This window comes from Specibacter cremeus, from assembly GCF_003946885.1.
In the GTDB taxonomy this organism is placed as follows: domain Bacteria; phylum Actinomycetota; class Actinomycetes; order Actinomycetales; family Micrococcaceae; genus Specibacter; species Specibacter cremeus.
The window spans coordinates 1-22,538 of record NZ_RWKQ01000024.1; the positions used below are offsets into that span (position 1 = coordinate 1).

A 22,538-nucleotide genomic window follows, 5' to 3' on the forward strand; every position below is an offset into this window, starting at 1 on the left:
GACCGCCGAATCCATCCTCGAAAAAGTCAACCGCGGCCGCGTCGCACTTCAAGCCGCCAAGCAAAACTGAGACACTACACTAGTTGAACTGGAAATCGCGGTAAGAGCTGCGCACGTTGAAGCGACGACCATCTTTCCTGCGCTGGAGATAGCCAGCGATCGTGTCGATGTCGTTCGGTCGCATTCCGAGCTCACGGCACTTGGCTCGCACCTGCTCAACAGTGATCGGCACCCATCGATCCGGACGGTTCATCATGTCCGCCTTGAGCTTGTCCTCCTCGTTCCACTTCAACCCCGAAGAGTAGCCCGCCGCCATGCTGGCGACGTAATCGAGGATCCCCTCAACGCCGTTGGGCAGCGATTCACTTGCGCCCGGTCCTTCTGCTTCAGCGGCGGGCTGCACTGCGTGACCGTTGAAGAGCTGGACGGGGTTGGCCTCGCTGATCCACTCAGCAGTATCCTGATCGTCCCACTCGATGACAACGAGCGCATCCGCTCCGACGTCCCAGAGGTCGTTCAGGTGCTGGCGGTCTGGCCAGGCGTAGAGCACTCGATGTCCAGAGCGCGAACCGGTCGAGAATCCACGCCAGCTCAGGTGCATGACTCGCGGATCCGCCACCAGTCTCTTGAGGCTCGCGCCATCGAAGTCCTTCCGCGGGGTCACCACCACGATCGAACCGCCAGACTGGTCAAGCAACCACTTGATAGCGCGCGCGTTCTGAGGTTCGCGTGAAGTCTCACCCTCACTGAGCCGAGAGACCGCCACAGGGTAGGGGTAGCTGTCAGATGACATCGTGTTCCTCTTTCACTCGTGGTTGATGCTCTGACGGTACAGGCGACTTCCGACATCCAATCCCGATCCAGCGCCGGGTCATGCTGCCTGGATCGATGATTCACGGTGCCACCGCCCGCTGACCAGCTTCGCGATATCTACGCGGATGCTGATACTCCCTCTTGATAGACGAGAGCCGGAGCACCCTGGGGGCGAATGAGCGCGACTCGGTGCCGTGCACGTGTAATGCCGACCCGAAGCAGGCGGCGTGCTGCCGCCCTATCAGCTTTAGTATCGTTCTCGCGGAAAAAGCTGCCCTGGAATTGCCCTTCAACAAGCAGGACACCGTCGAATTCCTTACCTTTCGCTTTGTGGATGGTCATGAGCATGCAGCCTCTGGGATCACGATGATCGGACTGGAGTTTACCTACCTCAAGCGCCCGGCGCACGAGATCGATGGCGGATCCATAGCTACCGCGTCGATCCCACGCCGAAGCGAGGCGGCTACCAATCTCGTCGGTAGCACGGAACAGCCGAACAAACTTGGCGTTCGACAAGAGGTCAGACAGGTCTTTTCCGGCGTCGAGTAGATCACGCGCCTGAAGCCAATCTCTGGACGGGTCGCCTTGTAGCTTCAATCCGTTCTCGCAAGCAGCAGTGAGAACTTTGGTGCTGGTCAGGCGCGGCTTCTCGCCACCGCGAGCTCGCTCTGCAGCCGTTCTATATTTTTCGCTGGCTTCCCGGGCGGACTTGCTCGGGTTCGATGCGTTCTTCGCGTCGAAGTAGTTTGCGATTCGGTCGAATGTCTGGCCGAGCGCGGCATCTTTTGGCTGCCCTGGCCATTCCAGGATAGAAGCTACAACCAGCGCGGCGGCGGCGGTGAGATCGGCGTCCCAGAGGACGTCGTGATCGACGGGCTTGATCGTCTTCTTTTGGTAGGTATGTTCCTGCCCAAGAATCGTTGATAGCTGCCCCACGAGTAGGTTGGTCCGTGCGAGCACGACAACTGACGGGTGTGCGATGCCTGCTTTGCGCAGCGAAGAGAACATCCAGATAACTCCCGCGTGCACAGTGCTGTCAAAGGCTTTACCCCAGTAGAGATGCGTGGTTACGTCCTTCGTTTCTGGAAGAGGACGGTTGGTGAGGACCGCGTTGGCGTATTGCAGGATGCCCGCGTCTGGGCTTCGGTGGTTCTCCCCGGTGAGGTCAAACTCGGCAAGGCTGAGGTGTGCACGTAGTTGGTTGAGGCGCTCCGGATCTACCCGGTCGTCGTAGTCGAAGATCCGCTGATCAGGATCGGCCAGGAATACCGTCTTCGACCGCTCCGAAAGCGCTTTAACGAGCGCCCACTGTGCGTCGTCAGTGTCCTGAAACTCGTCCAAGATGATCACTGGGTACTTATTCGCGATCAGGGATGCAACCGATGTAGCGCTCGTGACCAACCGGGCAGCAGCCTCAGCGAAATGACTGAACACGTAACGACCTTCGTCGCAAGCAAGTCGTTCGGCCTCGACATCCCAATTTCCTTCGAACGAGGCCTTCGCCAGATTCTCCTCGCCGGGATAGATGATGCGAGGGGTGTGTCCCGTAAGCAGGCGACCATGAGCTCGCAAGATATCCAACGCGAACGCATGGTAGGTGCGGACAGCAATCTGACGTCGCTCTTCGGAACGCAAGATGTCCTTGCAGCGGATCTCGACCTGTCGAACAGCGGCACGGGAGAAGCTAATGAAGAGGATCTCCTGACCGGGCTGTAGATCAGGAAGCATCGCTTGAGCCTTCAAGAGCGACAGCGTGGTCTTCCCGGAACCAGGCCCTCCTAGCACCAGTACCGGGCAGTCATGGCTGAGGGCACCCTGAGCCGTCTCAGAGAGCTGCATCTCCACGAGGGCCTACTCCTCTGGCTCCGCAGAGGCTGACTGCATTGCATGACTCTCATCGTCCAAGGCGAGTTCGGCTTCTGCGCTGAGCTGCTCATCGATAACGAGAAGGGCGTCCCGAATGAAGGCCGGCAGATCGGCTTCAGACTGACACTGGTCGATGAGGATGCCCGTGTATCCGAAGCCGAAGTTATCCCCCTTGCGAGCCTTCAGTACTTTTGCCGCGACACTAGCCAGATCGGCATCGGAAACATGGCCAGCCTCATAGGGGCAGTTGGCCGGGTAATCGTCGCGTTGTACGACTTCGTCAAGGAAGCTTCGTAGCACTCGCGCAGGAACCTGCTTCACAAGGATCTGCTCGATACCTAGCTCTGGCGATTCCCAGAACTCGTCAAAGACCTTCATATTTTCGGCGGCATCCGCTGGGTCGGGCGCGTTCGGCTGATCTCGCATGCCGTATACCCGCTTGCCGAGTGACTTGAAGATCGGTCCGAACTTCGGAGCTTCACGGTCATTGCCTGCGTTAAAGAGGGAAACCCCAGTGAGGTCAATATGTGAGTATCCATCGTGGAATCGTTCAAGCGCGGACGACACTGCCTCCACCGTGACCAGTTCCGTCTGCCCCTCGAGAACGAACACAGCACGGCTCAGAATCGCCTCAGCGAACTGGCGGCGCTGCGCACGATACGTCTTGGGCTTCACGTTCGTGGTGTCAATGGGGGTGCCCGTGAAGGACTCGCCGTCACGGGAGAGAATGACTACGTTCTCCGGGTCGAACTGCTCGATGACGTACGGCGAGTGCGACGTGACGATCGATTGGCCCATTTGCTGCACGACGTACTTCGTGACTCGCCGCTGGGTGTGGGGCGGGAGCGCGATCTCCGGTTCCTCCATCACGAAGATGACCGATTGGTCCTCCTTGAGGTCCGCGATGATCGTGAGCAGCGCAAAGACCAGCAGGTTGATAGAGCCAGTGCCTTGCTTGGCGAACGGCACCGAGTGATTGCTTGGCTGGGTAGCAACGAAAAGCCTGACAACTTCGCGCAGGTGTTCACGTGTGAGATCTGATGCAAAGAAGGCTGCCGAGTTATCTCCGGGAGCCAGGTTGACGAACTTGCCGAGACGCGTGCGGATATTTTCTCGAATGCTCTTGAGCTGCTCGATTTCTCCGATCGCGGGGTCAAGATCTTTCAGCGCGCCAAGTGCATCACTCCACATTTCAGCGGCTCCCTCACCACCGAGCCGGAGGATGGTGTCGAGCAGGGAACCACGCTGCATACTGAGCGCTCGCGACCCGGTGCGTAGGGCGCGGAGGTAGACGAATCCGCAGAGGCGCTTGTGTGCGCGGGTGAACGCTGCCCGGCCTTCTCCGAGCGATGTGCGTTCTTCATCGTCGAGTTCGTCCAGTTCAGGAACCGGATGGTCGAAGAACGTTTCACCTACGAAGTCGTCTTCTTCACGGTCGTAGCGCCCGATGAAGATGACGGGGAGCGCCCAGACCGTTCCCTCGTCATCAGCGGCCTGGAGACCGCCGGATTCCTCGTCAACGAAGGAGAGCGTGGTGTCGTCCCATCGCCGGAGATGCTGGAAGAAACGGAGCAGCTGTTCGTTGGAAAGGTCCGTCAGAACAGCTCGAACACCGATCTCTCGTGGGTTTTCGGCATCACTCAGGTAGTCACCGTGAGTAAAATCATGCTCGTCGATAACCGGACGACGGTACATACGTTCCGGTCCCAACACCAGTTCAAGCGCTTCACAAACCGTCGATTTGCCGATGTTGTTCCCGCCAACCAGCAGCGTGTGCCGCTGGAAGACGACACGCCCTGTCGCAACGCCACGAAAGTTTTCGATCTCGAGTACTCTCACACGCATTCCGCTACGCCCCCGTTCCATTCGCAGCAAACAGCTCCGCCTGTTCCAGCACCAACTCGATCGCTTTTGCCTCGGCATCCGGTGGGTAGTCATAGCGGGCAAGCAAGCGGCGAACCTTGGACCGCATTGCCGCACGAACTGAGTCCTTAAGGTTCCAGTCAATCGTGGTGGAGGTAAGGGGATTCGAACCCCTGACCTTCTGCATGCCATGCAGACGCGCTACCAACTGCGCCATACCCCCGTGGAGCTGAGGGGACTCGAACCCCTGACCCCCTGCATGCCATGCAGGTGCGCTACCAGCTGCGCCACAGCCCCTCACAGTTGCCCGGTCCGGTGTTCGCGGCCGGAGCAACTTGTCTATCTTATGACACGATAAACGCCGCTGCCAAATCGAGTCCCACACGACCGCCGCCGCTCCCGGACGGGGCCGCACAAGCCCCTATCCGCCGGGCGTTTCGGCCAGTTCCTCGGGCAGCTCGTAGGGGTCCGGCAGGGTGCCCACATTGTGCTCCAGCAGCCGCCAGGCCACGGAACCGTCAAGGACAGGCTCGATTTCCTCGACCACGGACCAGTGGCAGTTCGACAACCCGGACAGCGACCGCCACAGCGGCGCCGGCAACCCTAACAACTGCGCCAGCCCCACCCGGGATGAGCCGCCGTGCGTGGCCACGACGAGCGATCCGCCGGCGGGCAAGGCGGCGACGGCCTCGGAGACCGCCTCAATCATGCGTCCGGCAACCTCCACGCGCGTCTCTCCCCCGCCGGCCCGCGAGGTCGGATCGTCCCGCTGCCACAGCCGGACACCGGCGGGGTAGCGCTCCTGGAGTTCCGTGAAGGACAGCCCCTCCCACGCACCCCCGTTGGTCTCGCGCAGCCGGGCATCCTCATACACATGTTGACCGGTCAAGCCGGCCAGCGCGCCCGCCGTGTCCCGTGCGCGGCGCAGGTCGGAACTCATGATGCGCACGTGGCCCGCCCACGCGCCCGGCCGGTCCGTATGCCGCCCGTGGTGGTCGGCCAAATGGCCGGCAAGCAGCCGCGCCGCGCGTGCCGCCTGGCGGGCGCCGACGTCGTTCAACGGTATGTCCGTCTGGCCCTGGAACCGGCCGGCCGCGTTCCAGTCCGTCTGGCCGTGCCGCCAAAAGACAACCCGCCGGCGGAGGCCGGCGGGTTGTTCACTCAGCGGCGACGCCACCGTCACCCGGCAGCCCCGGCGGACGGCTTGGCATCCTCGAGCTCCAGGTCGATGACCGGGCAGTCCGCCCACAGCCGCTCAAGGGCGTAGAAGATGCGATCCTCCGTGTGTTGGACGTGCACCACCACATCGACGTAGTCCAGCAGCACCCAGCGGCCCTCGGACCGGCCCTCGCGGCGCACGGGCCGCCGCCCCTGCTTCAGCAGCTCCTCCTCGATGCCGTCCACTATCGCGTTGACCTGGCGCTCCGACTGGGCGGAGGCGATGAAGAACACGTCCGTGATGGCCAGCCGTTCGCTGACGTCCAGGGCGATGATGTCCTCGGCAAGCTTGTCCGATGCGGCCTTCGCCGCGGTCCGTGCCAGCTCGATCGACGTTTCGGTTGCAGTCATGAATATCCTTTGATTGGTTGCCCGCTAGTGGGCCAAGGCAGTGATGATGAATATGATTCCGGCGACCAGCGCCGCCCCGCCGACCACGACCGAGCCCCACTGCACCAGCAGGTTGCGTTGCGAGCGCCCCAACCCGGCCGTGACCGCGTCCAGCGGTTCGATCCCCAGGGCGTTGTCCGCCGGCAGTGGCGGCATCTGGGACCGCATCGGTTCCGGCCGCCCGGCGTCCGCACCGGGCGCAACCGTGCGCGGCTTCCCGGCAGGCACCGTCTGCACCACCTCGGCGGCCCGCTTGAGCGTGTGGCCATGGCTGCCCGTCACCGGCTTCTTCACGTTGGTCTTCAGGGCGGCGTCAAACGCGTCGGCCAACGGTCCCGACGCCCCTGACGGCCGTGCCGACAACCTGGACGACGGCGGGCCCGACTTCGCGGCGCGGCCCGCCTCCCCCGTGACGCGGGGACGCGCGGTGCGGGCCACCGGCAGTTGGCGCGACTGCGGCCTGGCCACGACGGGAACATGCGACGTGCCCGGGGGCCGCAGCACCGGCCGGTCCACGCCGGGGACGTCGACGAATTCCAACGGCGTCACCATGGCCAGGTTGTTCACGGCCGTCGGATCACTGCCCGGCTTGCGGGTGCTGGCGCTCTCCCGCGCCAGCCGCTCCCGGGCCTGCGCCCGCTCATTGAGGATGGCGGCACGTTCGGCAAGCGCACGGGCCTCAGCGAGGGCCTTGAGCTCCTCCGCCGTGGGCGTGGCAACCGGGATGGTCACGGACACCGGGTGGTAGGCCCCGCCCGGCACGAGCGCGGGCTTGGCCCCCGCGGCCGGAGGGGCGCCGGCGCCGGCTTTGGCGGCTCCCCCGACCGGACCGGCCCCGGCGGCCGGCAGCACCGGAAGCGACCCGGCATGCGTGGCCGAATGATGTTCCACGGCGGCGGGGGCATCGGGGCGGGCGCCGGCGGCACGCCGCCCCTGCCGGGCGCGTCCGGCCGGCGGTTCCGCCTCGGCCGGCGCACTCGAACCGGCCACAGGTCTTGGGGTGGGCCCGGCCGCCTCGGCGGTTGGGACCGGTCCGGCGGGAACGCGGGTCACCGGGACACTCGGCGCCGCGGCGGGCGCCGGCGAAACGGCGGGTGCCGGCGAAACGGCTGGCGCCGATGGAACAGCGGGCACGGCCGGAACCGTCGCCGCGGCGGGAACGATCGGGACGCGCCCCGTTGGCGGAACAATCTGCACCCGTCCGGTGGCCGGGGAGGCCGCATTCGCGGGCGGGACCACGGGGTTGACGCTGGTGATGGGCGCCCTGTCGGCCTCCAGCTGCGCCTGGCGCAGCGCACGCCTGGACGGCAGCGGCTCCTCTTCCCCGGCGGGTTCGGCCAGCTCCTTGTAGGCGCGCAACGCGGCCCGGTCCCTGGCCCGAGTCTGCGATGACCGTTCGCGCGCCACCTGCGCGCCGTCGTCGTTCCGGATGGGCTGGGCCGACTCCGGCACCGCCGGAGCGGGAGCCGATTGCGGCGGCACGATCGCCGGCACGTCCGGCGGTGTCGCGGCGACCCGGCGGCTGCGGCGCAACGATTCCGCGCCTCCGGCAGCCGGTGAGGTGTTTTCGGGCGAGCCGGAGGAGGGCGTGGCGGGGTGGCCCCCACCGCTGCCCTGTTGGTCCGTCACGGCCGACCGCATCTGCCTGCGGCTGCGAATCGGCTCCGAATCCTCACTCATCAACTACTCATTCAGTACTAGTCGTAACCGGCAGGTTGGTCCCCACCGCGCTTGCGGGATCCTGGTACAGGCCGTACTTGGCGATGTATTGCACCACGCCGTCGGGCACCAGGTACCAGACGGGGTTTGCCTCACGGACGCGCCGACGGCAGTCCGTCGACGAAATCGCCATGGCCGGGACCTCCAACAAACTTACGTCGGAGCGGCCCAGGTCGTCGAGCACGTGACCCGGGCGCGTCACACCGACAAAGTGCGCCAGGTTCCAGAGCTCCTCGTTGTCCTTCCACGACATGATCTGGGCCATGGCGTCCGCGCCCGTGATGAAGAACAGGTCCGCTTCCGGGCGACTGCGGCGCAGGTCGCGCAGCGTGTCGATCGTGAACGTCGGCCCCGGCCGGTCGATGTCGACACGGCTGACGGTGAACCGGGGGTTCGCCGCAGTCGCGATGACCGTCATCAGGTACCGGTGCTCGGCCGGGCTGACCAGCCGGCTCGACTTCTGCCACGGCTCGCCCGTCGGGACGAACACGACCTCGTCCAGGTCGAACACGGCGGCCACCTCGCTGGCGGCGACCAGGTGCCCGTGGTGGATTGGATCAAAGGTGCCACCCATCACCCCGACGCGAAGACGGGCGCCTTCCGGTGAAGGCGCCCGATCAGCAGTCCTAATGATTGGAGACTGCCTGGCCCTGGCCGTGGTCATGCTTGTTGGTGTGCTGGCGGTGCGGGTCGGAATGCTCCGTCGTGGCCTCGTGGCGGTTGCCCAGGTTGGAGAACGAGAACGTGATGAACGCCAGGAACAGGAAGATCGCCAGCATGGTTGCGCCGATGACGAACGGCGGCGCGATCAGCGGCCACGGCTCCTCGTGCACGGCCTCGGCGGCACTTACGACGGCGGCTAGCTGGGTCAGCATGTCATCTCCCCTTGGGTACGTTGCAAAGAATCCCTCTAATGGTACGTGGAAGCGCCGGTCAGGCGCGAACCTGCCCCTCGCCCTGCACGATCCACTTGGTCGTGGTCAGTTCGGTCAGGCCCATCGGTCCGCGGGCGTGCAGCTTCTGCGTGGAGATGCCGACCTCCGCGCCGAGCCCGAGCTGGCCGCCGTCGGTGAACCGGGTGCTGGCGTTGACCATGACCGCCGCCGAGTCGATCTCGGCGATGAACCGTTCGGCGTTGGCCAGGTCGTTCGTCACGATGGCCTCCGTATGGCCGGTGCTCCAGCGGCGGATGTGCGCCACGGCCTCGTCGAGGGAGTCGACCATGTGCACGGCCAGGTCCAGGTCCATGTATTCGGTGGCCCAGTCATGGTCGGTCGCCGGGGTGCTGGGCAGATCGGCCGGCAGGGCGGCACGGATGCGCTCGTCCACGTGCAGCCGAACCCCGGCGCCCGCCAATGCGGCGGCGACGGCGGGCAGCACGGAGCAGTCCTTGTTGACCAGCAGCGTCTCGACGGTGTTGCACACGCTGGGCCGCTGGGTCTTGGCATTGAGCAGGATGTCCACGCTCATCTGCTCGGCCGCGGACGCGTCCAGGTAGACGTGCACGTTGCCCTCACCGGTCTCGATCACGGGGACGGTCGAGTTGTTCAGCACCGTCTGGATCAGGTCGCGACCGCCCCGGGGAATGAGCACGTCGACCCGGCCGCGGGCACGCATGAGCACGTTGGCGCCCGCACGGCCGTAGTCGTCCACGGACTGCACGGCGTTCCGCGGCAGCCCGACGGATTCGAGGGCGTCCTGCAGGATCGCCACGAGCGCCTTGTTGGTGTGCGCCGCGGCCGAGCCGCCGCGCAGGATGACGGCGTTGCCGCTCTTCAGCGCCAGTCCGGCGATGTCGACGGTGACGTTGGGCCGGGCCTCGTAGATGGCGGCCACGACGCCCAGGGGGACGTTGACCTGGCGCATGCGCAGCCCGTTCGGCAGGGTTTGGCCTCGCACCACGGTGCCCACCGGGTCCGGTTGACCGGCCAGGTTCTCCAAGGCCGCGACGAGGCCGGCGACCCGCTCGGCGCTGAGCGTCAAGCGGTCCAGCAGTGCCGCCGTCGTGCCGTTGGCGCGCCCAGCGGCGACGTCCTCGGCATTGGCGGCCAGGATGGTGTCCTGGTGGGCGGTGAGCGCGTGGGCGATGGCCAGCAGGCCGGCATCCTTGAGTGCGCGGTTGGCGCGCGCCATCGGCCGGGACGCCTCGCGGGCGGCATCGGCAATGGCGTGGACGGCGTGCTCGGTGTCGTGGGCGGCAGCGTCGTCTTTGGCAGCGTCGTCAACGGTTTGGGCGGTCATGGTCCAATTCTAGGCCACCCGGTGATTGAGCCTGTCAGTGATCGGGTCTCGCTCCCCAGCCGCTCCCCACCCTCGCAAGCTCGGCCGGGGCCCCTCGCGGCCGTGGGCCCAAGCTCGACCACCGGGTCACGTGCCGATCAGCACGAGGTCGTCGACGTGGACCACCTCGCGCTCGAACTGGCGGCCCAGTTCCCTGGCCAGCTCCTTCGTGGAGCGGCCCAGCATCTGCGGCAGGTCGTCCGCGGTGTAGTTGACCAGGCCGTGCGCGATCACGGACCCGGCCGCATCCGCGATCTCCACCGCGTCGCCGGCGTCGAACGTACCGCGCACCTCCGTGATGCCGGCCGGCAGCAGCGACTTGTGCCGTTCCCGCACGGCCCGGACGGCGCCGTCGTCGAGCACCAGCCGGCCGCGGATGTCGGCCAGGTGCGCCAGCCACAGCATGCGCACCGGCTGACGGGCGCCATTGATGCTGAACCAGGTTCCCACGTCCGCACCACCCAGCGCGGCGGCCGCATTCGCCGTGGACGTGACAAGTGCCGGGATGCCGGTCTCCGCGGCGATCATGGCGGCATGCACCTTGGTGGCCATGCCGCCGGTGCCGACCCCGGCCTTGCCGGCGCTGCCGATGACGACACCCTCCAGGTCCTCCGGCGAGCCGACCCGGCTGATGCGCCGCGCGCCCTGCCGCGGCGGGCCGTCGTACAGTGCGTCCACGTCCGAGAGCAGCACCAGCGCGTCGGCCTTGACCAGGTGGGCGACAAGCGCGGCCAGCCGGTCGTTGTCGCCGAACCGGATCTCGTGGGTGGCCACGGTGTCGTTCTCATTGACGATGGGCACCACGCCCAGGTGCAGCAACCGTTCCAGCGCCCTGTGCGCGTTCACGTGCTGCGTGCGCCGGGCCAGGTCCTCGGCCGTCAGCAGGACCTGCGACACGGTGACCCCGTGGCCGCTGAACGCCGCGTTGTAGTTGGCCATCAGCAGCCCCTGGCCGACGCTCGCGGCGGCCTGCTGCGTGGCCAGATCGTGGGGCCGCTTGGCCAGGCCCAGCGGGGAGAGCCCGGCGGCGATGGCGCCCGAGGACACCAGGATCACCTCGGTGCCGGCGAGCCGGCGGGCGGCCAGCACGTCCACCAGGGCCACCATGGCCGGCTCGGAGATGCCGCCCTCGACGGAGGTGAGCGACGACGAGCCGACCTTGACGACGATGCGGGAGGCGCGGGCCAGGTCGGCCCGGTCCCGGATCTCAGGATTCATCGTCGGCGCCCAGCTCCGCGGCCGCCAGCTCCTCTGCGAGGGCTTGCGCCTTGGGCTTGTTCTTCCGGTTCGTCGACTCGGTCCAGATGCCCGCCTTGCGCTCGGCCTCGAGCTCGTCCCGGGCGGCGGCCTTCGCGGCACGGCGGTCCTGCTGCTCCTCGCGCTTCTGGACGCGGGTGGGGCGCTCGCCCAGGTCGGCGATGCGCAGGTCGGTGCCACGCGGGCCGGCCAGGTTCTCGGCGCCGCCCATCATGGTCGGCTCCCAGTCGAACACCATGCCGTCATCCTCGCCGATGACGACGGTGTCGCCGGGCTTGGCGCCGACCTTGAACAGCTTCGCCTCCACGCCGAGCTTGTTCAACCGGTCACCGAGGTAGCCGATGGCCTCCTCGTTCGTGAAGTCCGTCTGCATGACCCATTTCTCGGGCTTGTCGCCGAGGACCCGGAACAGCGGCTCCAGGTTCTTCTCCTCGCGGCGGATGGTGAACCCGGCCTCGTTGACGGCGCGCGGCCGCAGGACGGGCGGGGCCACCTTCGGCGGGGCCGCCCGCAACTCGGCGCGGGCCTCCCTGACGATCTCGGCCATGGCGAAGCCGAGCTGGCGTAGCCCCTCGTGGCTGGCGGCGGAGACGGCGAAGACCTTGTACCCGCGGGATTCCAGATCGGTCCGGACGAACTCGGCCATGTCCCGGCCGTCCGGCGTGTCGACCTTGTTCAACGCCACGAGCCGGGGCCGCGCGTTGAGGGGGACGACGTCGCCGTCAACGCCGGCGTAGCTCATGTCCACGGCGTAACGGTCCAGTTCGGCCTCGATGACGGCCAAGTCGCCGAGCGGGTCGCGATCGGCCTCGAGCGTGGCACAGTCGAGCACGTGGACCAGCGCGGCGCAGCGTTCCACGTGCCGCAGGAAGTTGTGTCCCAGGCCCTTGCCCTCGCTGGCGCCCTCGATCAGGCCCGGCACGTCCGCGATGGTGAAACGCACGTCGCCGGCCTCCACGACACCGAGGTTGGGCACGAGCGTGGTGAACGGGTAGTCGGCAATCTTGGGGCGGGCGGCGGACATGGCCGCGATCAGGCTCGACTTGCCCGCGGACGGGAAGCCGACCAGCGCGATGTCCGCGATGGACTTGAGTTCCAGCACGACGTCCCGCGCGTCGCCAGGGATGCCGAGCAGGGCGAAGCCGGGCGCCTTGCGCTTCTGCGAGGACAGGGTCGAATTGCCCAGCCCGCCCTGGCCGCCGGCGGCGGCAATGTACTCCGAGCCCTCGCCGACCAGGTCGGCCAGCACTTCCCCGGACTTCGTCTTGACAACCGTGCCGTCGGGGACGGGCAATATCAGCGTCTCCCCCACCTTGCCGTTGCGCCAGTCGCCCATGCCGGGGCCGCCGTTGCCGGCGTGCCGGTGCGGTGCGTGATGGTAGTCGAGCAGCGTCGTGGTCTGCGAGCTGACACGCAGGATGACGTCGCCGCCGTCGCCGCCGTTGCCGCCGTCGGGCCCGCCGAGCGGCTTGAACTTCTCGCGTTTGACCGAGACGCAGCCATGGCCGCCTGTCCCGCCGGATACGTGCAAAACCACCCGGTCCACAAAGCTGGCCAATGAAATCTCCTTGCAATTGATGATGCCTGCCCCCAGTCTAGTGGGGCAGCTTAAACACCAGTGGAGCGGGCCGTGCGGCCCGCTCCACTGGATGAATCTAGATTGCTACTGCGCAGCCGCGACGATGTTCACGACGCGGCGGCCACGGGCGGTGCCGAATTGGACGGCGCCGGCCTCGAGGGCGAACAGCGTGTCGTCGCCGCCACGCCCCACACCCTTGCCAGGGTGGAAGTGCGTGCCGCGCTGGCGGACCAGGATCTCGCCGGCGTTGACCGACTGGCCGCCGAAGCGCTTCACGCCGAGGCGCTGTGCGTTGGAATCACGACCGTTGCGAGTGGAGCTCGCGCCCTTTTTATGTGCCATTTGAAATGCCTACCTTTTTGATGACGACGAACGGATCGACTGAATTGCCACTAGCCGGTCGGCTACTAGGCGATCGAGGTGATCTTGACCTTCGAGAGCTCCTGGCGGTGGCCCTGGCGCTTCTTGTAGCCGGTCTTGTTCTTGAACTTCTGGATGACGATCTTCGGTCCACGAAGATCCTCCAGCTTCTCGGCCGTAACCTTGACCTTGGCCAGGTCCGCGGCGGCGGAGGTGATCGTCTCACCATCAACCAGGAGCAAAGCGGGCAGCTCAAGGGTGCTGCCGACTCCACCGGGAACGCGGTTCATGGTCACGTAGTCTCCGACGGAAACCTTCTCTTGGCGGCCGCCTGCGCGGACAATCGCGTACACCACTGGGGAACTCACTTCTCTCGACGTTGTTACAAAGTTTATCTGCCGGCGCCTGTCATGATGACTGCGTGTCAGGATGACGAATTCCGGCCGTGCCCAGCCCGCAACCATGAATGGAATTGCCTGGCCGGCCACACATGTGCCTCAACGCCGTGGACCTCAATGGGGTTCTACCAAGGAGTGATTGCCCTGTGTTGGCGTAAGCACCGAAGAACAAGAATACGCTAAATCACGCTTCGGCCGCAAATGAGGCAGGCTCCCCGGCAAGCCGAAGGAACCGTGCAGGTCAACACTACACGGCCCGGCCGCGCCCGCCGCATGACGCGCCGGTGCGGCCCGGCGCGGCCCCGTGGCGTTAATCACGACCCGCCCGGCGCCGCGTGCCGGCGCGGCGCGTCGAAGAACTCCAGCTCGAACCGCGAGGAATGCGTGAACGCCTGGCGCATGCGGTCGCGGTCGTCCGCCGAGCCGCGCCGGGCCGCCGCGTCCAGGATGCCGATGGCCGTGCGGGTCGCCTCGGCGAACGCGTCGTCGGCGTACGTGTCCAGCCAGGACCCGTACGGGTGGCCGCCCTCCGGATGGGCGGCCCGGTACTCGGCGTGCAACACCGCCCCGACGTCCGAGTACAGCCAGTAGCAGGGCAGCACGGCCGCGACGACCTCGCCGTAACTGCCCATCGCCGCCACCGCCAGGAGGTGGTCGACGTAGGCCTTCGTCACCGGACCCTGCACCAGCCCGGCGCCCGGGCCGCCCGGCGTGTCGCCGAGCCATGATTTGTGCAGCGCCAGCTCGACCTCGAGGCAGTTCAGCGCCCCGCCGGCCCAGAACCGCTGCTCGGCGTCGGTGGGGGCCAACTGGCCGGCCCGGGCCAGCACGCGCGAATACGCGTTCAGGTACAGGGCGTCCTGGCCGAGATAGTACTCAAACGCGCCGCGGTCCAGTGTGCCGTCGGCCAGGGACTTGATGAACGGCAACTCGAAAATGCCGTCACGGATGCCGCCAATGCCGTCCCACAGTTCGCGGCTGAACTCGTCACCGGCCGGGGCCGCGCTCGCCCACAGGGCGTGGAAATGGTTGACGGGGCCGTGCCCGTGCCCGACCTCGAGCTCCGCCGACGTCGCCAGCGCACCGGTGAGCCACGTCTTGGCGGTGCGCACCGCCGTCGTCCATTCCCCCACGCGTGCCTGGACAGTCGCCACCGCGGCGGACAGCGAGCAGCCGGTGCCGTGCGTGTTGCGGGTGTCGACGCGCGCGGCCGGGAATTCCTGCACCGAGCCGTCCGGGGCGACCAGCGCGTCGGGGCATTGGTCGCCGGTGAGGTGGCCGCCCTTCACCAGGACCCGCACGTCGGCGCCGACCGCCAACTGTTTGCCCTGCTCCAGCGCCTCCTCCCAGGTGGCCGCCTCGGGTGTGCCCAGCAGCGCGGCGAGCTCGGGCAGGTTGGGTGTGACCAGGTGGACGTGCCGCAGCAGCCCGCCCAGGGCCGCCTCCGCCTCCGGCGCCAGCAGCCGGTCGCCGCTGGTGGCCACCATGACCGGGTCAAGCACGACGACGGCGGGCCGGGTTTTCGCGAGCCAGTCGCCGACCGCGCGCATCACCGCCGCGTCCGGGAGCATGCCGATCTTCACGGCATCGACGCTGATGTCGTCGCTGATCGCCTCAAGTTGCCGGGTGAGGAAGTCGGCGGGCGGGACGTGGACGGCGCGCACGCCCTGCGTGTTCTGCGCGGTCAACGCGGTGACGGCGGCCATGCCGTAACCGCCCTGGGCGGCAATGGATTTCAGGTCCGCCTGGATGCCGGCGCCGCCGGACGGGTCGGAGCCGGCGATGCTGAGCACATGCGGGACGGAGTTCATGGGCGTGGAAATCATGGGTGCGGACATCCCTTCGCCGGTGCTAGCCGGACAGGTTCAACGGGTCTTTTCTCAGCCGGACCGTCTGTCGCGGCACCCCGTGTCGTTGGCAAGCTTAACGCGAAAGCGCCCCGGCCGTCGAACTTGTCCAGGATCTCGACAGGCTCGATCACCGCCTGCGGTGATTGAGCTTGGGGCCACGGCCGCGAGGGGCCCCGCCCGAGCTTGCGAGGGCGGGGAGCGGCTGGGGAGCGAAATCACCCCGGGTCTCGACAAGCTCGACCACCGCCCCGGTGATTGAGCTTGTCGAAATCACCGGCAGGGTCTCGACAAGCTCGACCACCGACAAGCTCGACCACCGGCGGGCCCGCCCACCGGGACTCCTAGAGATCGGCGGCCGGCACCCCGACACCGAGGATGATCGGCGCGTCCGCCGCCGGCTTCCTCACGGCAGCCGGCGTGGGCGCCGCGCTGCTGTGCTGCACGGATGGCTGGGCGGTCCCCCGTGCCGGGCCCCGGCCGCCGTCGGCGCCGACCTCAACGGCCGTGTCGGCACCGCCTTGGGCGCTCCTGGCGCTGCGGTTGCGGCGGCCATGGCGTGACCGCGAACGGGAGGAGTCGGCGGAAGCCTGCTCGTCGCCATGGCCGGGTGCGCCGGCCAGCTGGTCGAGTGCCTGCGTCAGGTCGGCCAGGACCGCGGCCTTGTCGAGCGTCGCGGCTGACTCGTGCTGGTGGCCGCGGGGCAGCTCGATCCGCTCCCCGCCCAGTGACAGGGTGGCCAGATCGCCCAGCGTCGTCGGCAACGGCTGCACCGGCGGGACCTCCACGACCGGTTCGGCGGCGTCTGGAGCCGGCGCCGTGCCGTGCCGGCCACTGTCGTGCTGGTCGGCGTCATGGTGATCGGGGTCGTGGTGCGCCGCGGCGGCCGCGGCCGCAATGTTCGCGAACGCGGCACGGGCCGCACTGGCCTTCTCCGCGCTGCCCTCGTCGATCGACGCGGGCTGGACGGTCGACGCGACCGCGGTCTCCTCCGCCGCATTCTGGTTGCGGGCGTTGCGGTTGCGCTTGCGTTCACTGCGCGTGGACCGGTTGGCGGGGCGCTCATTGTCGCGGTGCCCGTCATGCCGGACCTGGGCGTGGTGCGCGTCGGCCGCCACGGTGTTGGCGCGCCGGTGCTCCACGGGGACGTCTTGCGTGACCACGCCGCGGCCGGCGCAGGTCTCGCACTGCTCGCCGAACACCTCGAGCAGGCCGGTTCCCATGCGCTTGCGGGTCATCTGGATCAGGCCCAGGCTGGTCACCTCGGCGACCTGGTGCTTGGTCCGGTCCCGGCCCAGGCACTCGACGAGCCGGCGCAGCACCAGGTCGCGGTTGGATTCGAGCACCATGTCGATGAAGTCGATGACGATGATGCCGCCGATGTCGCGCAGCCTCAGCTGGCGTACGACCTCCTCGGCCGCCTCCAGGTTGTTCTTCGTGACGGTTTCCTCGAGGTTGCCGCCGGAGCCGGTGAACTTGCCGGTGTTGACGTCGACCACGGTCATGGCCTCGGTGCGGTCAATGACGAGGGAGCCGCCGGAGGGCAGGAACACCTTCCGTTCCAGGGCCTTGGCGATCTGTTCGTCGATGCGATGTGAGGCGAAGATGTCCTCGTCCTTCGTCCACTTCTCGAGCCGGTCCAGCAGGTCCGGGGCCACGTACGTCACGTACGCCTCGATGGTGTCCCACGCCTCGTCGCCGGAGACGATCAGCTTGGAGAAGTCCTCGTTGAACACGTCCCGGACCACCTTGATGGTCAGGTCCGGTTCGCCGTACAGCATCTCCGGGGCCAGCGTCTTCGTGGACGTGGCCCGGGAGTTGATGCCCTCCCACTGGGCACGCAGCCGGTTGATGTCGTTGGTCAGCTCCTCCTCGCTGGCACCCTCGGCGGCGGTGCGCACGATGACGCCGGCGTCCTGGGGCAGGTGGTCCTTGAGGACGCGCTTGAGCCGGTTGCGTTCGACGTCGGGCAGCTTGCGGGAGATGCCGGTCATCGAGCCGCCGGGCACGTACACCAGGTAGCGGCCGGGCAGCGACACCTGGCTGGTCAGCCGGGCGCCCTTGTGGCCGACCGGGTCCTTGGTGACCTGGACGAGCACGGTGTCGCCGGACTTGAGCGCATTCTCGATGCGGCGCGGCTGGCCGTTGAGCTTGGCCGCGTCCCAGTTGACCTCGCCGGCGTACAGCACGGCGTTGCGGCCACGCCCGATGTCCACGAACGCCGCCTCCATGCTCGGCAGCACGTTCTGGACCTTGCCCAGGTAGACGTTGCCGATCAGTGAATCCTGCTGCGTCTTCGACACGAAGTGCTCGGCGAGGACGCCGTCCTCCAGCACGCCGATCTGGATGCGGTTGTCGCGCTGGCGGACCACCATGACGCGGTCCACGGATTCGCGCCGGGCCAGGAACTCGGCCTCGGTGATGACGGTGCGGCGGCGGCCGGAGTCGCGGGAATCGCGGCGCCGCTGCTTCTTCGCCTCCAGGCGGGTGGAACCGCGCAGGCTGGTCACCCGGTTCGACGCGATCAACGACGAATCCGCCGGGGTGCGCGGCGCGCGCACCTTCGTGACCGTGTTGGGCGGGTCCTCGTCGGTGCCGCCGGTCAATTCCAGGTCCGCCTCGCCGCGGCGCCGGCGCCGACGACGCCGGGACGTCACCCCGTCGTTGTCCGTCGCGTTCGCCTCGCCGTCACCGGTGGGCTCGGCGTCGCCGTCGGCTTCATCGCCACCGGCCGGGCGGCTGCGCCGGCCGCGGTTGCGGCCGCGGCGCCTCCGGCCCCCCTCGGCCGTCTCGTCCTCGGCTTCCGTTTCTTCGGCTCCGGTTTCCTCCCCGCCGGACACCGCCGGCACCGGCACGGCCAGGCTCAGGTCCGGCGCCTGGAACAGGACCGAGATCCCGGCGGCCGGGGCCTGGAACAACGCCTCGGCGGCGGGCATGGCGTCGGTGCTCGCCTGGGTGGTCGCCTGGGCGGTCGCGCCCTCGGTTGCCGGTTCCCCTATTGCCGGTTCCCCTGTCACCGGTTCGCCGGTGGGACCGTCGCCGGAGGTCACAAGCGGCGCGGCCGTGTCCCGGACTTCCTCCTGGGCCTCCGCGGCCTGCTTGCGACGGCGGGCCGGGGCCTTCCGGGCCGGCTTGGCCGGGGCTTCGGCCGCCTCCGCGCCGGCGTCCGCGAGTGCGGTGGGTGCCGGGGTCTGGACTTCCGCGGACGCCGCGCTCGCCCCGGTGGCGTCCGCCGTGGCCGTGGCGGTGGCGCGACGGCGCGTCGTGCGTTTCACGGGGGCCTTGGCTGCCGGCACCTCCGCGGTTTCGGGTGCGCCGGCGGTCGGGGATTCGACGGCGGCCGTGGCTACGGCGGAGGTGGCACGGCGCCGCGGGGCCCGCTTGGCGGGTGCCTTGGCCGGTGTCTCGTCCACTGACTCGATCACTTTCTCGACCGGGAGCGTCGCCGCGGCGGAGTTCTCCGCCGGGGATGCGCCGGCCGGGGCCTCGGCCGGAGCCTCGGCGACTGGCTCCGCAACGGCGGTGGCACGACGCCGGGTCGTGCGCGTGGCCGGTTTCGTTGCGACGGGCTCTGTTTGAACAGGCGTGTCGGTGGCCGTGTCGGCGCTGGCGACGGGCGCCGGGCTGGCCACGGCGGCGGTGGCACGACGTCGCGGGGCCCGCTTGGCGGGGGCCTTGGCCGGAGTCCCGGCGGCGTCCGCATCGTTCGGCGTTGCCACGGGGGCTGCCGGTGCCGGCGCGGACTCGGCCGCGGCACTCCTGGTGCCGGCGCGGCGGGTGCGCGTCGATTTCTTGGGGGCCGCGGTGGCGGCGCCGACGGCGTCGGCGGGTACCGGCGTCGTGCTTGTTGCTGCAGCGTCCGCTGCCGGTGCTGTGGTGGGCTGGTCTTTATCCATTTGTGGTGTCACTCCGGCCCCCGGTACGCCGCCACATCCGACGCCCCGGAGGGCTAATTTGCCAAGACCCGCGGGCCTTGGCGGAAGTCGTCTTAATACCTCCCGGGCGGCACCATCAGGTGGGTGCGCCAGCACCGGGCGGGCAATGGTGCGCATTCTCCCGCGTACGCGGCGGCTGCCCGGCGGATAGCGCTCACGGCGCGTCGTCGCCGGCAGGCCCGAGAGCGTGCCATTGGACCGGAGCACGCATGTGGATCGTTCTCCAGCCAAGATCATTGTCTCACACACGCCCCCGCCGGTCCTGGAAGCTCACACGGTGTGCCAGTGCCGCCGCGCTACAATCGGGAAACAATCACCCCCGCGAACAGTGAGGCGAGCATGCCCAAGTCCAGCGTTGCCCCGAGTACCGTGCCCCACGGCCCGGACGCGGCCGAAGCGAAAATGACGCTGTTGGCGCGGCACCGGCCGTATGCCTGGCTCCTGCTGGCCACGGGTGTGGTCGCCTGGCTGGCCTCCGGTGCGCTCGTGCTGGACCGGCTTGAACTGTACAAGAACCCCAACGCGTCGCTGAGCTGCAACTTCAACACGTGGATCTCCTGCGGCGACGTGATGAAAACGCAGCAAGCCGAACTGCTCGGCTTCCCCAACCCGTTCATCGGGATCGTCGGGTTCGCCGTGATCATCACCACGGCCGTGGTGATGCTGGCCGGCGCCCGGCTGGCCCGCTGGTATTGGATCGGGTTGCAGATCGGCATCACGCTCGGCATGGCCCTGGTGTGCTGGTTCTGGTTTGAGGCCCTCTACGTCATCACGATCCTGTGCCCCTATTGCATGGTCGTCTGGGCCATGATGATCCCCCTCTTCGTGTTCACCACCGTGCGCAACCTCAGCCACGGCGTGATCCCCGCGCCGGCCGGGTTGACGCGGTTCGCGGGCGAATGGGCGTGGGTCATCGCGGGGCTCGGCTACCTGGCCGTCATCGCCACGATCTTCTTCCGTTTCATGCACCTGATCATCCCCAGCAACGCGTGACTCCGCACCGGGGTATTGGGCCGACCGACTTCGGGGCACGTTGATTCTTCGGTAGGTGTGGGTGCTGGAACCCAACACCCACACCTGGCGAAGAATCAAGGATCGGTCAGCCGAACCAGATGCCGATCTCACGCTCGGCGGATTCGACCGAATCGGAGCCGTGCACCAGGTTCTGCTGGACCTTCAGGCCCCAGTCGCGGCCGAAGTCGCCGCGGATGGTGCCCGGCAGCGCCGTGGTCGGGTCGGTGGCGCCGGCCATGGCGCGGAACCCCTCGATGGCGCGGTGCCCCTCGAAGATCGCGGCGACGACGGCGCCGGAGAGCATGAACTCGAGGAGCGGCTCGTAGAACGGCTTGCCGGCGTGCTCCGCGTAGTGGGCCTCGAGCTGCTCACGGGTCGCTTTGGTCTTCTTCAGCTCGGCCAGCGTGTAGCCCTTGGCCTCCACGCGGGCCAGGATCGCTCCGGACAGGTTGCGGGCGACGCCGTCGGGCTTGATGAGGACGAGGGTGCGCTCAGGGCTCACGGATGCTCCTTGAAGTTGGGGAAGTTCGGCGGGCCGCGGCGAGCCGGGACCACCCCCCAGTTTACTGGGTGGCAAGCACCAACCTGGCACGCAGCTCGGCCACGGCGTCCGGGTCACCGGTGCCGGCGGGCAGCGGGCCGCGCCCCCACAGCCACAGTAACGTCGTCCCGGGCGCGCCGGAGACCGTGGCCGCAGCCTCCGCCCGGGAATCGCGCTCCAGCGTGACGTCGGCCGGATTCAGCGTCACGCTCCAGCGGTGCCCGGCGCTCTCCACGGCGACCACGGCCCCGGAGGCGCTCCCGACCACCTCGTCCGCCCAATCCCCGGCCAACATGAGGGCCAGCACCTCGTCGATGCCGTCCACGGCCAAGTCCGGACGCACCGGCCCGGCACGGCCCACGGCACTCTCCACATCGTGCCGGTGCACGGCCGTCTCGTGCGCCATCCGTCGCAGCCAGAACCCGACGGTCTGGTCCGCCGGCCACCACGTCGCCGCAGGATCCCGGGGGTCGTGGGCGTCGAATTGCGCCACCAGCTGGTCATGGCAGTTGTCCAGCACGTCCACCGCTGGACGTTCACGCAACCAGGCCGGCGGCCAGTCGGCGCCGGGCATCACCCCGGTGCGGATCGACTTCGCCTTGTGCAGGTAGACCTGGGCCACGTGCCGCACCACGTCCGCACCGGTCCAGCCCGGGCACGCCGGCACGGGACTGTCCAGGGCTCCCGGGGCCAGCAGCCGCAACCGGGCGAAGTCGGCGTCAAAACAGGCACGGTAGGCGGGGAAGGACAGGGCCAACGGGTACGTCTCGGTCATGCTGCCACGCTAGGCCGGGCGTGGCTGCGGCGCAACGGTCCCGAGTCTCGACAGGCTCGACCACCGGGTCTCGGTGATTGAGCTTGTCGAAATCGGGTCTCGCTCCCCAGCCGCTCCCCACCCTCGCAAGCTCGGGCGGGGCCCCTCGCGGCCGTGGGCCCAGGCTCGACCACCGGCNAGGCCCGGGTCTCGACAGGCTCGACCACCGGGTCACGGGGTCTCGACAAGCTCGACCACCGGGGCGCCGGAGGGTCAGGCTTCTTCCGGGTGCGCGGCCTCCCACGCGGCCTGTTCCCGCTCGCGGACCACGTTTTCCCGGTCGATGCGGCCGCCGGCGCGCAACCCGTACCACCACGTGATGGCGAACAGGAGGCCGATGACGAACATGGTCGGTTCCAGGAACCCGCTGGTGATGAGCAGCAGTTGCAGGATCCAGCCGAGCGCCGGCCCCCACTTCTTCGCCATGAAGGCGCAGGACACGACGAACGCGACGGCAAGCGCGATCCCCACGGTCAGGAACACCACGTTCTTGTCGTGCAGCCCGAACAGCGCCAGCGCCGCGAAAAACACCACGAAGGCCTCCAGGCCGAGCACGGTCGAGGCGAACATCACTTTCGTGGAACGACGCTTCTTCGGCATGCCCGGTTGCCACTCGCGTTGGGCGCGGGTCAGCTTGGCCATGG

General features: G+C 68.1%; 20 protein-coding genes, 2 tRNA genes and 1 riboswitch. Of the genes, 1 reads left to right on the forward strand and 21 read right to left on the reverse strand.

Translation table 11 applies throughout. The features are described 5' to 3' along the window. Positions 1 to 79: 79 nt before the first annotated feature. From EJC77_RS10755 to EJC77_RS10840, 18 genes are all read right to left on the reverse strand, one after another. Complete coding sequence (locus EJC77_RS10755) at positions 80 to 793, reverse strand: hypothetical protein (RefSeq protein ID WP_125612465.1); 714 nt, start codon at positions 791 to 793, stop codon at positions 80 to 82. Positions 794 to 930: 137 nt separating this feature from the next. Further along, a complete protein-coding gene (locus EJC77_RS10760; RefSeq protein WP_240630121.1) occupies positions 931 to 2,652 on the reverse strand; it encodes a UvrD-helicase domain-containing protein in 1,722 nt (573 codons plus the stop codon). A gap of 12 nt (positions 2,653 to 2,664) precedes the next feature. Further along, positions 2,665 to 4,524 (reverse strand): ATP-dependent nuclease, encoded by a 1,860-nt coding sequence (locus tag EJC77_RS10765; protein ID WP_125612569.1) that lies wholly within the window; start codon positions 4,522 to 4,524, stop codon positions 2,665 to 2,667. A 4-nt stretch (positions 4,525 to 4,528) separates the two neighbouring features. Continuing rightward, positions 4,529 to 4,729, reverse strand: a complete 201-nt coding sequence (locus tag EJC77_RS21350; RefSeq protein WP_125612571.1) for a type I restriction enzyme endonuclease domain-containing protein — start codon at positions 4,727 to 4,729, stop codon at positions 4,529 to 4,531. Next, positions 4,690 to 4,765: transfer RNA gene (locus tag EJC77_RS10775), tRNA-Ala, on the reverse strand. The genes EJC77_RS21350 and EJC77_RS10775 overlap by 40 nt, the downstream gene beginning before the upstream one ends. A 1-nt stretch (position 4,766) precedes the next feature. Beyond that, positions 4,767 to 4,839: transfer RNA gene (locus EJC77_RS10780), tRNA-Ala, on the reverse strand. A gap of 124 nt (positions 4,840 to 4,963) precedes the next feature. Then, on the reverse strand, positions 4,964 to 5,725 hold the full coding sequence (locus EJC77_RS10785) for a histidine phosphatase family protein (RefSeq protein WP_240630113.1): 762 nt from the start codon (positions 5,723 to 5,725) through the stop codon (positions 4,964 to 4,966). Beyond that, positions 5,722 to 6,111, reverse strand: a complete 390-nt coding sequence (gene rsfS, locus EJC77_RS10790) for a ribosome silencing factor (RefSeq protein ID WP_125612469.1) — start codon at positions 6,109 to 6,111, stop codon at positions 5,722 to 5,724. Before rsfS ends, EJC77_RS10785 begins: the two co-directional genes overlap by 4 nt. 24 nt (positions 6,112 to 6,135) lie before the next feature. Then, positions 6,136 to 7,830 (reverse strand): hypothetical protein, encoded by a 1,695-nt coding sequence (locus EJC77_RS10795; protein ID WP_125612471.1) that lies wholly within the window; start codon positions 7,828 to 7,830, stop codon positions 6,136 to 6,138. A gap of 7 nt (positions 7,831 to 7,837) precedes the next feature. Next, on the reverse strand, positions 7,838 to 8,533 hold the full coding sequence (nadD, locus tag EJC77_RS10800) for a nicotinate-nucleotide adenylyltransferase (RefSeq protein WP_125612473.1): 696 nt from the start codon (positions 8,531 to 8,533) through the stop codon (positions 7,838 to 7,840). Then, positions 8,496 to 8,744, reverse strand: coding sequence for a hypothetical protein (locus EJC77_RS10805; RefSeq protein ID WP_125612475.1), 249 nt, complete (start codon positions 8,742 to 8,744; stop codon positions 8,496 to 8,498). Before EJC77_RS10805 ends, nadD begins: the two co-directional genes overlap by 38 nt. 58 nt (positions 8,745 to 8,802) lie before the next feature. After that, complete coding sequence (locus EJC77_RS10810; protein ID WP_125612477.1) at positions 8,803 to 10,110, reverse strand: glutamate-5-semialdehyde dehydrogenase; 1,308 nt, start codon at positions 10,108 to 10,110, stop codon at positions 8,803 to 8,805. Between the two features lie 126 nt (positions 10,111 to 10,236). Continuing rightward, positions 10,237 to 11,367 carry a glutamate 5-kinase gene (gene proB / locus EJC77_RS10815; protein ID WP_125612479.1) on the reverse strand — a complete coding sequence of 377 codons (1,131 nt, stop codon included), beginning with the start codon at positions 11,365 to 11,367 and terminating at the stop codon, positions 10,237 to 10,239. Continuing rightward, on the reverse strand, positions 11,357 to 12,964 hold the full coding sequence (gene obgE, locus EJC77_RS10820) for a GTPase ObgE (protein ID WP_125612481.1): 1,608 nt from the start codon (positions 12,962 to 12,964) through the stop codon (positions 11,357 to 11,359). The genes proB and obgE overlap by 11 nt, the downstream gene beginning before the upstream one ends. Before the next feature lie 105 nt (positions 12,965 to 13,069). Continuing rightward, the gene (gene rpmA, locus EJC77_RS10825; RefSeq protein ID WP_125612483.1) at positions 13,070 to 13,327 is read right to left on the reverse strand and encodes a 50S ribosomal protein L27; all 258 of its coding nucleotides are present in this window, start codon (positions 13,325 to 13,327) and stop codon (positions 13,070 to 13,072) included. Positions 13,328 to 13,392: 65 nt separating this feature from the next. Next, positions 13,393 to 13,701, reverse strand: a complete 309-nt coding sequence (rplU, locus tag EJC77_RS10830) for a 50S ribosomal protein L21 (RefSeq protein WP_125612575.1) — start codon at positions 13,699 to 13,701, stop codon at positions 13,393 to 13,395. A 356-nt stretch (positions 13,702 to 14,057) separates the two neighbouring features. After that, positions 14,058 to 15,569: a bifunctional hydroxymethylpyrimidine kinase/phosphomethylpyrimidine kinase gene (locus tag EJC77_RS10835; protein ID WP_240630119.1), complete on the reverse strand. Its 1,512-nt coding sequence runs from the start codon at positions 15,567 to 15,569 to the stop codon at positions 14,058 to 14,060. Then, positions 15,564 to 15,662, reverse strand: a riboswitch (TPP riboswitch). (Overlaps the previous gene by 6 nt.) A gap of 272 nt (positions 15,663 to 15,934) precedes the next feature. Next, positions 15,935 to 19,486: an Rne/Rng family ribonuclease gene (locus EJC77_RS10840; RefSeq protein ID WP_125612485.1), complete on the reverse strand. Its 3,552-nt coding sequence runs from the start codon at positions 19,484 to 19,486 to the stop codon at positions 15,935 to 15,937. Positions 19,487 to 19,864: 378 nt separating this feature from the next. Here EJC77_RS10840 and EJC77_RS10845 point away from each other — a divergent pair, with 378 nt between their 5' ends. After that, positions 19,865 to 20,518, forward strand: coding sequence for a vitamin K epoxide reductase family protein (locus EJC77_RS10845; protein WP_125612487.1), 654 nt, complete (start codon positions 19,865 to 19,867; stop codon positions 20,516 to 20,518). Between the two features lie 106 nt (positions 20,519 to 20,624). On the opposite strand, the gene ndk is transcribed toward EJC77_RS10845, so the two are convergent. From ndk to EJC77_RS10860, 3 genes are all read right to left on the reverse strand, one after another. Beyond that, the gene (ndk, locus tag EJC77_RS10850; RefSeq protein WP_125612489.1) at positions 20,625 to 21,041 is read right to left on the reverse strand and encodes a nucleoside-diphosphate kinase; all 417 of its coding nucleotides are present in this window, start codon (positions 21,039 to 21,041) and stop codon (positions 20,625 to 20,627) included. Positions 21,042 to 21,102: 61 nt separating this feature from the next. Continuing rightward, positions 21,103 to 21,855: a maleylpyruvate isomerase family mycothiol-dependent enzyme gene (locus EJC77_RS10855; RefSeq protein ID WP_125612491.1), complete on the reverse strand. Its 753-nt coding sequence runs from the start codon at positions 21,853 to 21,855 to the stop codon at positions 21,103 to 21,105. Positions 21,856 to 22,107: 252 nt separating this feature from the next. Next, complete coding sequence (locus tag EJC77_RS10860) at positions 22,108 to 22,536, reverse strand: DUF4233 domain-containing protein (RefSeq protein WP_125612493.1); 429 nt, start codon at positions 22,534 to 22,536, stop codon at positions 22,108 to 22,110. Positions 22,537 to 22,538 lie beyond the last annotated feature (2 nt).

Bases quoted from the DNA above. Each gene is read 5' to 3' on its own strand.
- EJC77_RS10755 (WP_125612465.1), bottom strand. From the start codon at position 793: ATGTCATCTGACAGCTACCCCTACCCTGTGGCGGTCTCTCGGCTCAGT.
- EJC77_RS10760 (WP_240630121.1), bottom strand. From the start codon at position 2,652: ATGCAGCTCTCTGAGACGGCTCAGGGTGCCCTCAGCCATGACTGCCCG.
- EJC77_RS10765 (WP_125612569.1), bottom strand. From the start codon at position 4,524: ATGCGTGTGAGAGTACTCGAGATCGAAAACTTTCGTGGCGTTGCGACA.
- EJC77_RS21350 (WP_125612571.1), bottom strand. From the start codon at position 4,729: ATGCAGAAGGTCAGGGGTTCGAATCCCCTTACCTCCACCACGATTGAC.
- rsfS (WP_125612469.1), bottom strand. From the start codon at position 6,111: ATGACTGCAACCGAAACGTCGATCGAGCTGGCACGGACCGCGGCGAAG.
- EJC77_RS10795 (WP_125612471.1), bottom strand. From the start codon at position 7,830: ATGAGTGAGGATTCGGAGCCGATTCGCAGCCGCAGGCAGATGCGGTCG.
- nadD (WP_125612473.1), bottom strand. From the start codon at position 8,533: ATGACCACGGCCAGGGCCAGGCAGTCTCCAATCATTAGGACTGCTGAT.
- EJC77_RS10805 (WP_125612475.1), bottom strand. From the start codon at position 8,744: ATGCTGACCCAGCTAGCCGCCGTCGTAAGTGCCGCCGAGGCCGTGCAC.
- EJC77_RS10810 (WP_125612477.1), bottom strand. From the start codon at position 10,110: ATGACCGCCCAAACCGTTGACGACGCTGCCAAAGACGACGCTGCCGCC.
- proB (WP_125612479.1), bottom strand. From the start codon at position 11,367: ATGAATCCTGAGATCCGGGACCGGGCCGACCTGGCCCGCGCCTCCCGC.
- rpmA (WP_125612483.1), bottom strand. From the start codon at position 13,327: ATGGCACATAAAAAGGGCGCGAGCTCCACTCGCAACGGTCGTGATTCC.
- EJC77_RS10835 (WP_240630119.1), bottom strand. From the start codon at position 15,569: ATGATTTCCACGCCCATGAACTCCGTCCCGCATGTGCTCAGCATCGCC.
- EJC77_RS10840 (WP_125612485.1), bottom strand. From the start codon at position 19,486: ATGGATAAAGACCAGCCCACCACAGCACCGGCAGCGGACGCTGCAGCA.
- EJC77_RS10845 (WP_125612487.1), top strand. From the start codon at position 19,865: ATGCCCAAGTCCAGCGTTGCCCCGAGTACCGTGCCCCACGGCCCGGAC.
- EJC77_RS10855 (WP_125612491.1), bottom strand. From the start codon at position 21,855: ATGACCGAGACGTACCCGTTGGCCCTGTCCTTCCCCGCCTACCGTGCC.
- EJC77_RS10860 (WP_125612493.1), bottom strand. From the start codon at position 22,536: ATGGCCAAGCTGACCCGCGCCCAACGCGAGTGGCAACCGGGCATGCCG.